General features: G+C 39.9%; 10 protein-coding genes. All 10 read right to left on the bottom strand.

Annotated elements, in window-relative coordinates; translation table 11 throughout:
• Window positions 1–3: 3 nt before the first annotated feature.
• The 10 genes from B3H30_RS03955 to B3H30_RS04000 all read right to left on the bottom strand — a co-directional run bounded on the left by B3H30_RS03955 (window position 4) and on the right by B3H30_RS04000 (window position 12,917).
• Window positions 4–585: a cytochrome c oxidase subunit 3 gene (locus B3H30_RS03955; protein ID WP_070563556.1), complete on the bottom strand. Its 582-nt coding sequence runs from the start codon at window positions 583–585 to the stop codon at window positions 4–6.
• The gene (gene cyoE / locus B3H30_RS03960; RefSeq protein WP_070563553.1) at window positions 585–1,490 is read right to left on the bottom strand and encodes a heme o synthase; all 906 of its coding nucleotides are present in this window, start codon (window positions 1,488–1,490) and stop codon (window positions 585–587) included. The genes B3H30_RS03955 and cyoE overlap by 1 nt, the downstream gene beginning before the upstream one ends.
• 73 nt (window positions 1,491–1,563) lie before the next feature.
• Window positions 1,564–2,607 carry a COX15/CtaA family protein gene (locus B3H30_RS03965; protein WP_286833341.1) on the bottom strand — a complete coding sequence of 348 codons (1,044 nt, stop codon included), beginning with the start codon at window positions 2,605–2,607 and terminating at the stop codon, window positions 1,564–1,566.
• Between the two features lie 77 nt (window positions 2,608–2,684).
• Window positions 2,685–4,454 carry a cytochrome c oxidase subunit I gene (locus tag B3H30_RS03970; RefSeq protein WP_422663718.1) on the bottom strand — a complete coding sequence of 590 codons (1,770 nt, stop codon included), beginning with the start codon at window positions 4,452–4,454 and terminating at the stop codon, window positions 2,685–2,687.
• Window positions 4,455–4,587: 133 nt separating this feature from the next.
• The gene (locus B3H30_RS03975; protein ID WP_070563547.1) at window positions 4,588–5,925 is read right to left on the bottom strand and encodes a cytochrome c oxidase subunit II; all 1,338 of its coding nucleotides are present in this window, start codon (window positions 5,923–5,925) and stop codon (window positions 4,588–4,590) included.
• Window positions 5,926–5,968: 43 nt separating this feature from the next.
• Window positions 5,969–7,204 (bottom strand): quinol:cytochrome C oxidoreductase, encoded by a 1,236-nt coding sequence (locus B3H30_RS03980; protein WP_070563545.1) that lies wholly within the window; start codon window positions 7,202–7,204, stop codon window positions 5,969–5,971.
• A gap of 19 nt (window positions 7,205–7,223) precedes the next feature.
• Window positions 7,224–7,862 carry a c-type cytochrome gene (locus B3H30_RS03985; protein WP_286833372.1) on the bottom strand — a complete coding sequence of 213 codons (639 nt, stop codon included), beginning with the start codon at window positions 7,860–7,862 and terminating at the stop codon, window positions 7,224–7,226.
• The gene (locus B3H30_RS03990) at window positions 7,846–8,382 is read right to left on the bottom strand and encodes a DUF3341 domain-containing protein (RefSeq protein WP_286833343.1); all 537 of its coding nucleotides are present in this window, start codon (window positions 8,380–8,382) and stop codon (window positions 7,846–7,848) included. Before B3H30_RS03990 ends, B3H30_RS03985 begins: the two co-directional genes overlap by 17 nt.
• Window positions 8,383–8,388: 6 nt before the next feature.
• A complete protein-coding gene (nrfD, locus tag B3H30_RS03995; protein WP_046674137.1) occupies window positions 8,389–9,873 on the bottom strand; it encodes an NrfD/PsrC family molybdoenzyme membrane anchor subunit in 1,485 nt (494 codons plus the stop codon).
• Window positions 9,874–9,902: 29 nt separating this feature from the next.
• A complete protein-coding gene (locus tag B3H30_RS04000; RefSeq protein ID WP_070563539.1) occupies window positions 9,903–12,917 on the bottom strand; it encodes a TAT-variant-translocated molybdopterin oxidoreductase in 3,015 nt (1,004 codons plus the stop codon).
• Window positions 12,918–12,937: the final 20 nt, after the last annotated feature.

A 12,937-nucleotide genomic window follows, 5' to 3' on the forward strand; every position in this document is an offset into this window, starting at 1 on the left:
CTATTATTGATTCAAAAGTAAGAAAACATATATATAAATCCATAAAAGATCGAGAAAATGCCAAAAAATACTGGCAAGATCCATGCGGAAAAGATTGCCGTCTTTAGGAAGTTTGTTAATTCCTATAATCGCGCCAATCAAAACGATCAACCCCGCAATAATATGCGCCAAGTGCATCCATATAAAAACGTAAATAAAAGATTGCGATGCATTGTTATTCACAAAATAAACACCCCTATCGATCAATACATTCCAAGCATGAACTTGCAAGGCAAAAAATACAACTCCCAAAATAAAAGTTGCTATCAAAAACAACCGCTGTTTGGAAGACTCGCCATTTTTAGCCGCTCTATGGGCTAAAAACATCGTTAGACTACTAACCACAATCACCAAGGTACTATATAAAAGTGCATTTGGCAATAGGGTCTTAATCCCTTTGTCCACACCGCTCGCTGTATATACAATGAAACCACTGGATAACGCCGCAAACATCATGAACATCCCCAACATACCCAACCATAGGTTGAACTTTTGGGCTTTTCTCTGTACTAACTTCTCGTCAGTTTGTGCTTGTATATCTAACATTATTTCAACGGAATAAAGTTAAGCAATAATACGAGTTGTGTCACAGGCAAATAGATAAATGAGGTAAACATCACTTTCTTTGCTGAAGGAATATCACAATTCTTAAACAGCAAATAACCGTAATAACCAAACATTATTCCTCCGACCACAGATACAATCGTAAACCAAATTCCACCAAAGCCAAAATGATACGGTATAAAACCTGCAGGTATCATAAACAAACCTGAAATGAATACCATAAAAGCCGATATCTTATCACGTTTTGTCGTCGGCAATAAGCGAAAACCCGCTAATTTATAGTCATCATCCACAACCCAAGCAATTGCCCAGAAATGCGGAAACTGCCATAAAAATTGAATAGCAAACAACACAAAGGGAATAATAATAATTGCCGCTTCATTATGTCCACTATAGTAGGCTAAATCGTCTTGCGAAAAGGCTGCATAATATCCAATTAATGGCGGAAATGCACCCGGAAACGCGCCGACAAACACTGCTATTGGTGATTTTCTTTTTAATGGTGTATAGATAAATGCGTAAAGAAGAATACAGAAAACCGACAGCAGACCAGCGACAAAGTTTAAGCGAACAAGCACCAAGGTTCCTAAGATGCCCATAAAGACACTTAATACCAAAGCTTGTCCTGTTGTCATGCGGCCTGATGGCAACGGTCTGTCCTCCGTACGTTTCATCAGTTTATCCAAATCCTTTTCAATGATCTCATTAAAACCATTAGCAGAACCTGTCACCAGAAAACCACCTATAGTCAACAATAACCAATTGAACCAGAATATATCACCCTGTTGTTTTGATCCTATCAGAAAAGCAATTGACGCAGAAAATACAACCGTCAACGTAAGTCTCAACTTAACAAGCTTTTTGAAATCTGAAATAAATTCTTTCATAACTAAAAGAGACCTCCTACTATCAGTGTAATTAAACACGTACTTTTAAACATAAACATCCCGAATGCCAAGATTAGTGCCTTTGCTTGTTTAACAATAACAACAGGTAGAACTGCGCGCCAAATAACAGCGTAGCTACCACCAAATGCGTTGTTTGTGCAAATGCAGGTATTGCAAATCGAGCTAAGATAAATCCTGATAGCATTTGGATACCCACTAGAATCAATGCGATTAAAGCAAATTTATATTGCTTAGACCCCGTATTAAAACTCGTGCGGACCAAAAAGAATAATACAATAACTAAAATCAAAGAACAATATGCCAACCAGCGATGTAACTCAAACTGTTGGCCAATAGTTGTTATAAAATCAGTCCGGGCTATCGTTGAACCGGTTAATAAATCAACCTCCTCGCGAACTCCCGTTCCGACAATTACCTGTGTTAGCATCAATAAAATTGAAGCAATAGCAAGTCCTTTTAATATACCCAAAGAACGATTGACCAGTAAGGTCTTGTTTCGCAAAGTAACTGCTTTGAAATATGTATAAATACTAATACAAACAATTACAATGGCTAAGAGCATATGTACCGTAATAATCCAGGGCATCAGATTTGTCGATACAACGATCGATCCCAACCAGGCCTGAAGTACGACAACAAAAAGATTAATCACTGACCAAACAACGATCGAGCTTTTTGATTTTAAATAGGTGAAAGAATAAATAGCTGTAAATAACAAACAGAATCCGGAAACAACGCCTACCAACCGATTGATATATTCCGTCCAGGTTTTCGCAACATTAAACTCTTCATGCTGCAAAATACTCTTATCAGTACGGAGCTTGTAAGCCATTTCTTTATCGCCGAAAAATTCTACAATTTTCGCGAAACGTTCGTTCTTCTTTGCCCTTCCTTCACTATAATGCTGTTCATATCCTTGCGGTAATTGGGAGATATCTGTTGGAGGAATAATACGGTTAAAACATCTTGGCCAATCTGGGCATCCCATTCCTGACCCTGTACTCCGAACAACTCCGCCAGCAATAATGACCAAAAACAACACAATGATCGTTATAAAATTGGTCTTTATAAATCGCTTCTCAGCTGCTGGAAACATAATACTACCCCTACCTCTTAAAATACAAACTTCTATAAAATAGAGTAGGAATCCCTACTCTATTTTATAAGATTTTATTAGTCTTTTCTACCATTTTGAGCATTCCATTCTGCCTGGATACGCTCAGCTTCCTCGTCTCCTTCGAAATCATGAGGCAAATTAGAGCTCATTGTTTCAGAGAAAGGAACACTTTGAGGAATAAAATCCTCACCATGACCTGGCTTACTGTAATCGTAAGGCCAACGGTGTACAGTTGGAATTTCTCCTGGCCAGTTACCATGGATATGCTCTACCGGAGTAGTCCATTCCAATGTGTTTGACTGCCAAGGGTTTTGTGGGGCTTTTTTACCGAAGAAAATCGATGTAAAGAAGTTCCACAGGAAAGCTACCTGACCTAAAGCAGCCACAATCGCAGCCCAAGTTACCAATTGGTTGACAGAAACCCATTTTGCCATGAAATCAAAGTGTGTAAATGCATAGTAACGGCGAGGCACACCATCGATACCCATAAAGTGCATTGGGAAGAATACCATGTAAGCACCAACGAAAGTCAACCAGAAGTGTAAATAACCTAATTTTGTGTTCATCATACGACCGAACATCTTAGGATACCAGTGGTAAACACCACAAAGCATACCGAAGATTGACGCCGATCCCATTACCAAGTGGAAGTGGGCAACAACAAAATACGTATCGTGTAAGTTGATATCTAATGCCGCATTACCTAGGAACAATCCTGTCAAACCACCAGAGATAAAGAACGATACCAAACCGATAGCAAACATCATCGCCGGAGTGAAACGGATATTACCTTTCCACAACGTTGCAAGATAGTTAAACGCTTTTACCGCTGAAGGAACCGCGATAATCAATGTTGTAATCATAAATACACCACCCAAGAACGGGTTCATACCTGTTACAAACATGTGGTGACCCCATACGATAAACGATAACACGGTAATACCGATCAACGAATAAACCATCGCATGGTAACCAAAGATTGGTTTACGTGAGTTGGTTGCAATAACCTCAGAAGTTAAACCTAAAGCCGGCATAACAACGATATATACCTCAGGGTGACCTAAGAACCAGAACAAGTGTTGGAACAAAATTGGTGAACCACCTTCGTTCGGTAAAATTTGTCCTTGAACAACAAGATCCGACAAATAGAATGACGTACCAGCAGCACGGTCAAAAATCAGAAGAACAACCGCCGAAACCAATACTGGGAATGACAACATACCTACGATAGCAGTTAAGAAGAACGCCCAGATTGTCAAAGGCATTTTCCATAAGTCCATTCCTTTTGTGCGCATGTTCAAAATTGTACTTACATAGTTAATACCACCGATCAACTGTGAAGCTACAAATAGAACCATACTCACCAACCATAAAGTCATACCTGTTGCAGATCCTGCGATTGCAGTAGGAACAGCCGATAGTGGCGGGGGGATCGTCCAACCANNAGCAGAAGCAGGTCCACTTTCTACGAAGAACGATGCAACCATAATAACTGATGCTACAAAGAACAACCAGTAAGACAACATGTTCATAAAAGGAGATGCCATATCGCGTGCTCCGATTTGATATGGAATCAATAAGTTACTAAAAGTACCCGATAGACCAGCCGTTAACACGAAGAATACCATAACGGTACCGTGAATGGTTACCAAGGAAAGGAAAAACTCCGGTTTTATACGACCGCCTTCAGCCCATTTACCTAAGAATACTTCTAATATAGGGAACTCTTTATCCGGCCATGCTAATTGGATACGGAATAATACTGATAAAAGCATCGCAAAAACTGCCATGATGATACCAGTGATCAAGAATTGCTTAGCAATCATCTTGTGGTCACCCGAGAAGATATACTTTCTGATGAACGACTCCTCATGATGATGGCCGTGCGAATCGTGATGTTCAGCGCTATGCGATATTACTGTACTTGACATATTCGATTTTATATTCAAAAATTCTTAATTAGTTCAAAGATGCTGTAACTTGTACGCTATCCTTTTTCACGTTAGCTGTTTTACCACTGAACTCTTTTTGCAAATCCTCAGTAAAATATTTATTTTGTTTAGCTAACCACTCTTTATATTTCTCTTCAGTTACGACAACCACTTTCTTTTGCATGTTGTAGTGACCAGATCCACAGATCTTGTTACACAACATCACGAAGTCATAGTTATAATCACCCAAACGATCACGCATTTCTTCTGTTGTTACAGTAGGTGTGAATTGGAAATAGTTGGTCATCCCTGGTACCGCATTGATTTGAACACGGAAATCAGGAATATAGAAAGAGTGAATAATATCTTTTGAAACGATATGGAAACGAACAGGTTTGTTTACAGGCAACCAAATTTCAGATCCCTGAATATCATCCCAGGAATTTTTATCATTAAAGTCAATACCGTAAGGGTTGGTTGGTGTCGTCATTTTATAATTACGTTTACCAATAATCCCATCTGAACCAGCATAACGGACATTCCATTGGAATTGCTCGCCTAATACCTCAACTTGTAATGCTGATTTTTGAAGATCTTCAGGAATATTTGTGATCGATCTCCATGTAAAGAAACCGAACAATACCAATACTGTCAAAACAACAGCTGGAACAATTGTCCACAATTTCTCGATTGCATTGTTATGAGGATAATAATAAGCCTGACGTTTTGCACGCATGCGGTACAAGAATGTAAATGTCATCAACAAGATGTGTGTGATAACCAATACAAATGTTGTAATTGCTGTCGTAATGATAAACATCGTATCAATACGCTCACCGTGCTCAGTTACTGCCGATCTCCAATAAGCAGCTCCCCAGTGTACATATGACCAATATACACCATAAAGGAATACAACCAAGAAAATGAATAACAATGCCGATTGAAATGTGTTATTCGCAAACGGATTGTATTTACCGTTCATCTTTCTTGTCAATTCATAGATCGAAAGTACTTTACCGATAACGGCAACAACTGTACATATAACCAAGAATAACAAGACATAATATGTGAAGTTTTTATAAACCTGAGGGTCTATTTGCTTCACTTCTTCAACAGCAGGAGCAGCAGCACTAGCTTCTGTAGAAGAACTAGCAGATCCAACAGCAGCAGTACCTGCTGCCGCTGTTGTATCTTTTGCAACCGAATCCGTTGCTGCAGGGGCAGCTACTGCTGTAGTTGCCGCTTTAGCAGAATCAGATGCTACTGTATCTTGTTGACTTGCTAGGATAGGAGTCGCAAAAAGCAATCCTAGTGCAAGCACAAAACCCGAGATGGATTTGAATCTATTATTTAATTTAAAGCTCATTTCTTTTATAACGTTTTTACGTAACCTTCCTTTAAAAGTGAAACTATATCTGGTGATGCAAACTCTCATCCAAGAAAGGATGATTTTTAGGCACCAATGCTTGTTTACTCAATTTACTCATCACTAAGAAGATGAACAAACCTAAGAAACCAAGTGCAGTTCCGATTTCAATGATACCAAATCCTCTATGTTCAGCAACAGTACCAGGCATGATCATGATATAATAATCTAGCCAGTGACCAGCCAATAATAGAATCGCTACGAACAACATTACATTTTGTTTACGTTTAGCATCGCGATCCACTAATAGTAACAATGGTGCCACAAAGTTAATGATAATACTCAACCAAAACCAAGGTTTGTATTCAGGTTCCCAACGTTTGTAGAAATAAACTGTTTCCTCCGGCATGTTTGAATACCAAATCAACATGAATTGTGCAAACCAAACGTAAGTCCAGAAGATCGAGAAACCGAACATCAATTTACCCAAATCGTGTAAATGATTTTCGTTTACCCAGTTCATATAACCAGCTTTCTTCAATACAACAACGATGATCGTGATACATGAAATACCGCTAACCCACATTGCTGCAAAGTTATACCAACCGAACATCGTTGAAAACCAGTGTGCTTCTAAAGACATTACTGTATCGAAAGACCAGATAGGTGTAGTAAAACCGAAGATAACTAAGAAGATTGCCGACAATTTGAATGACTTTTTATAAGAAGCCAATCCGCCTTCCAAATCTTCTTTATAAGAAAGTTTCGCAAAAATAACAGCAAAAATGCTATATGTTCCCAAAAATACCACCTGACGGATCAAGAAGAATGGAACATTTAAATAAGCAGATTTACCTGCGATAATAGGGTCAAAATTTGTACTATGCGGATCAGTGATACCATCTGCATTCCAGTGGTGATATAAGTTATGCGTGGTTAAACCTAAACCTACAATAACTAATAAAACTAATGATGCAATTGGTAAAACACTCGCCATAGCCTGAGGTATACGTACCAAACCTGCAGACCATGCAGATTGTGTTACATATTGCAAGGCAACAAAGAATGTTCCAGCTGCGCATACACATGTAAAGTAATAACCCATCAATAACAAGTTGGCATAAGTACGCTCTACAGTAACGTGATCGCCCGAAAGCAACCCGAAAGCTACAGCAGCTACGCCTAGTACAACAGCGACAATACTGAACATTTTAGCTTTGCCAGCAAACTCGTATCGCTCGTTGAAATTATAATCGTGATGATGACTGTGAGTTCCCATTTATATATCTGATGTTAGATTATTTCTTTTGTAATTCGTGAACATACATAACAACTTTCCATCGCTCCTCTGGAGACAATTGAGATGCATGTGATCCCATGGAGTTGTGTCCGTAATAAATTGTATGGTAAATTTTACCATCAGTCAAGTCAGCCATCAAACCACCCCGTGAAGAGCTCGCCGCATCTGTTCTGTGATAAGATGGTGGCGGAGGAAAGTTCTCTAATTGACGAGTACCTCTTGAATCAGTCACGCTACGGTCTTTTGTGATAGGACCATCACCTTTACCTTCTACTCCATGACATATCGAGCAGTAAGTGGTGAACAAAGCTTTACCTTTTTCAAGATTTTCGGCATTTACGACCAAAGGACTTTTTACTTCTCTTCCTGCACGTTCATAATCCTCTAATGTATTGGCGTATTCAAAACGAGTGAAACCAATTGGATCTGTACCTTTAGGAGGTGTTTGTGCTGTTTTTCCATCAGCAAAATTCGCATTAGGTTGATCCGGATTGAAAGCAAGCGGATCGTACATGTTACGAGAAAACTCTAAACCTGTACTACGAGTTGTTTTGTCACCACAAGAAGAAACAAGTGCTGTCAATGCCACAGCTGCGCATAGCGTTCCAAGTAAATTCTTCTTATTCATAGCTAACATATTTTCTATAATTGTACTTAACTTCAACAGCTCCAGCTTCTTTCAATAAGCTATCGATCAAAGCGTGATCTGTATTTTCTTTGGCATCTACTGCAAGGATGAAACGATCATCTGTTGCTCTCAAGTCCATTACACGAGGTGCACGTCCCGGAAATAAGTGGTTACGGAAGAAAAACGTGGCAACCATACCCAAGGCACACAATAAGATGGTAACCTCAAATGTAACTGGAACAAAGTTTGGCATACCAAAAGATGGTTTACCACCGATATTCATCGGCCAATCATATGCCATTGTATAATACAACAAACTAAAACCTAATGTCGTTCCTAATGCTCCAAAGCAAAATGCTGCGATAGGCAAGCGAGAAGGTTTCACACCCAGCTTTGCTTCGATGCCGTGAATAGGCATCGGAGTAAAGCAGTCGTAAATACTTATATTGTTTGCTTGCAATTTGTCGATCCCATGCATCATTTCATCGGGATCCGCAAAACTACCTAATATATATTTTGTATTGTTCATTGCTGATTATTTTCTAACTGATAATTCTTTAATCTCTTCTTCTGTCACTGAATCATATTTCTCTAATGACTCCTGGAAGTACTTCACTTGTTCCTCAGGGAATGCGCCTTCTTGAGCCAATTTAGTTTTATGTTGTAATGAAGATGATTTCAACAACAATTTCACTTCGGCGATAGCGATACCTGGTAAGAAACGTAAGAACAACAAGAATAATGTAAAGAATAATCCGATTGAACCTACAAAGATACCTACGTCTGTCCAAGTTGGGTAGAACATTGCCCAAGATGAAGGCAAGTAATCACGGTGCAATGAAGTCACGATAATTACAAAACGCTCAAACCACATACCGATGTTTACAACAATCGATAAGATCCATGAGATAGGAATACTTGTACGGATTTTTTTGAACCAGAATAACTGTGGAGAAATTACGTTACAAGTCATCATTGACCAGTAAGCCCAAGCGTATGGACCCAACATACGGTTCTCGAAAGCATACATTTCGTATTCTGAACGAGAGTACATGGCGATAAACAACTCAGTCAAGTAAGCCACACCCACGATAGAACCAGTTGTCATGATGATAATATTCATCGACTCAATGTGGAACATCGTGATGTAGTTCTCAAAGTTCATTACTTTACGTAAGATCAACAATAACGTCTGTACCATCGCGAAACCAGAGAAGATCGCACCCGCCACGAAGTATGGAGGGAAGATCGTTGTATGCCATCCAGGGATAACCGAAGTGGCAAAGTCCATGGATACGATCGTGTGTACAGAAAGTACAAGCGGCGTAGAGATACCTGCCAAGATCAATGACACGATTTCAAAACGTTGCCAAGTCTTAACTGAACCATTCCATCCGAATGATAATACAGAATAGATTTTTTGTTTTAATCCAGTAGCACGGTCACGAATTGTTGCAATATCCGGCAACAAACCACAGTACCAGAATACCAAGGATACTGTAAAGTAAGTTGAGATCGCAAACGCATCCCATACCAAAGGAGAGTTGAAGTTTACCCAAAGTGATCCAAATTGATTTGGAAGTGGGAAAATCCAATAAGCCAACCAAGGACGACCCATGTGAGCTACAACGTATGTAGCCGCACAGATTACCGCAAAGATCGTCATCGCCTCTGCAGAACGGTTGATTGAATTACGCCAGTTCTGGCGGAAGATTAATAATACAGCTGAAATCAACGTACCCGCGTGACCGATACCTACCCACCATACGAAGTCGGTGATATCCCAAGCCCAGCCTACAGTTTTATTCAGACCCCAAGCGCCGATACCTGTCCAAAAGGTATAACTAACGCTAACTACCCATAATAAAGCACCTAATACAGCAACGGTAAAACCAATCCACCATGCTTTATTCGGTTTATTTTCAACCGGTAGTAAGATATCATCCGTAATTTTTGCATACGTAATGTCCTTACCGGTCATTAATGGTTCTCTTAATATTGATTCGTTATGCGATGACATAGTATTTTTATTTCAAATATTGTACAAGATTACGCCTCAAAAGTGTTTCTAACTTTTGTCATATAACCGATACCCGGTTGAACATTGATTTCCTCAAGTACGTAATAAACACGCTCGTTGCGTAATGCTTTAGATACTTCTGATTCTGGATCATTTGCATCACCAAAGATAATTGCATTTGCAGAACATGCTTGTTGACAAGCCATTTGGATATCGCCATCTTTAACTTTGCGATTTTGAATCTTAGCTTGTAATTTACCTGCTTGAATACGTTGGATACACATTGAACATTTCTCCATTACCCCACGTGAACGAGTAACAACATCTGGATTCAATACCAATTGTGTGAACTCATTGTTCAAGTAGTTGTCAAAACGTGAATCATTCCAGTATGCAAACCAGTTGAAACGACGAACTTTGAAAGGACAGTTGTTCGCACAGTAACGTGTACCAAAACAACGGTTATATGCCATATGGTTCAAACCTTCTGAAGAGTGTACTGTTGCCAATACCGGACAAACCGTTTCACAAGGTGCGTGACCACAGTGTTGACACAACATCGGTTGGTGAACAACAGTGATATCTTCGAAATCCAAATCAGCCGAAGCTCTCGCAATTTCTTTCTCTTTTGTAAGATCTTGATCTTTTCCTTCGATTGTATAGTAACGGTCAATACGTAACCAGTGCATTTCACGACGACGACGAACCTCATCACGACCTACAACAGGAATATTATTTTCAACGTTACAAGCAACGATACAAGCACCACACCCTGTACATGCGTTCAAGTCGATCGCCATCACCCATTTGTGACCAGGTTGCTCATATTTGTTCCACAAATCGTATGTTTTGTGATTATCCGTAAAGCGGCCTGCCTCAGAGTTAGGATCTTTCAGATATTTCGCAAATGTCGTTTCACGAATAACGTTACGACCTTCGATCGTGTGGTGTGTCTGTGTTTGTGCCAATTGGTAAGTACCAGACGCTTTCGCTACAGTTGCTTTAGCAACACCTTGTACTGTACCATTGATGATAGAAGCAAAAGGGAATGCGTTTTTACCAACTTCATTACCTGCTTTACCAACTTTTGTACGGCCGTAACCTACAGCAACTGAAACTGTTCCTTGTGCTTGACCTGGTTGTTGTACAACTGGCAATTCCAATTCAACACCATTTGCTTTTAAAGTCACTTTACCGTCTTCACCCAATCCTAATTTCTCAGCATCTTTCGGGTTAAGAGCAGCGTAGTTATCCCAAGTTACTTTAGAAACAGGGTCAGGCAGTTCTTGTAAATAAGCGTTGTTCGCGTAACGACCGTCACGAAGACCAGCAGGCTCATAAAGTTTCAATTCAAACTCACCGGTAATCGCTTTGCTTGATGCCTCAATTGCTGAAGCTGCCGCTGCAGCATTTCCTGTAAATGCAGGAGCTGTTGCCGCTTTAGCACCTTTATATTCAAAACCAGTTTGCAATACAGCATCCCAGTTTTTCGTAGAACCTGCTAAGATTTGTGTAGACCACAAGTTCTTAACGAAGTTGTACATATCGGTATCATTTCCTGCCCAAGTCAACAAGCTTTGTTCAACTTGACGTGTTTTGAAAACAGGATTAATTGTTGGTTGAACGATCGAGAACAAACCTTCTTTTGGATTCGCATCACCCCAAGACTCCAAGAATGTACTTGCTGGAGCGATCGCTGTCAATTCAGAAGCTGTTTCATCCGCACGTTGCGAAAACGATAAGGTGAAAGGAACTTGTTTCAACGCTGCTTTTACATCTTCTGCTTTGAAGTAATCATACACCGGGTTGCTATTCAAGAAGAACGCAACACCAACTTGACCTGATTTCGCAGCTGCTAAGAAAGCTTGGAACGAAGAATCTGAACCTTGGTATTGTTTAGAATAGTTATCCAAATCGATGATTGTACCGTACGCGCCTAATGCAACGTTAATTGCATTGACCAATACCTGTACATTGACATCGTTAGAACCAGCAACAACAACTGCTGCGCCTTTGCTGTTCACCAATTCTTTCGCTGCTAGAGCGACACCTTTTTGTGCTTTTTTGTTTGCAGTGGCACCAGCCAAAGACTGACCAGTGATTGCATTATATAAAGCAACCAATGTAGCTCCTTCTTCCGAAGGTTTGATGGCGATACGAGCATCCGCATTTGTACCAGTCATCGAAAGACCAGACTCAAATTGCACGTGACGTGACATTTTTCCGTTTTTCAACGATTTATAATCACGGTTTTTAGCGTATTGTTGTGTATGCTCCTCACCTGCTAACCAAGTTCCTAAGAAATCAGCTGCAACGGAAACAATCACATTTGCCTTTTCAAAATTGTATGAAGGGACAACAGCTTTCCCAAATGAAGCTTTATTCGCCTCAATAATACCGCTGTAAGATACAGCATCGTATTGTACATGGTTAACTGTTGGGAATTTCGTTGCGAAAGCAGCGATAGCCGCCAACGTTGAAGGACTGTTTACGGTGTTAGAAACGATCGTAATTTGTTTACCAGAAGATGCTGCTGCATTCAAAGCTTTAACAACTTCCCCATCCAATTTAGACCACTCTACATCTTGACCTTTCAATTGTGCCTGTTTCAATTTGGACTCATCGTATAAATCCAATACAGAAGCAGCAGTCGTTGAATCCAAACCTTGGTTCAAACCAATTGCATTCGGGTTAGGCTCAACATTGATCGGACGACCTTCGCGCGTTTTAACCAAGATACTTTGACCGTTGAACGTCGAAGCATAATAGTTAGGGATACCTGGAGTTACCTCTTCAGGTTTAATCAAATAAGGAACTGCCTTATGCACAGGAGTACGGTTACAAGCCGCTAAAGAAACAGCACCCAAACCAAATCCTAATGCTTTCAAGAAGTCACGGCGAGGAGTTTTAGTACTCAAGCCAGCTTCGTTTAATACATCTTCTACAGGAATAGATTCGGCAAACTCACCCTTGCTTCCTTCAACGAAAGCAGGAGTTTGATTTAACTCTTCCAAACCTTTCCAATATTTTTTATTGCTATCCATTTAAGCTGTATATAAGATTG

This window comes from Sphingobacterium sp. UBA7038, assembly GCF_002494055.1.
Lineage (GTDB): Bacteria > Bacteroidota > Bacteroidia > Sphingobacteriales > Sphingobacteriaceae > Sphingobacterium > Sphingobacterium multivorum.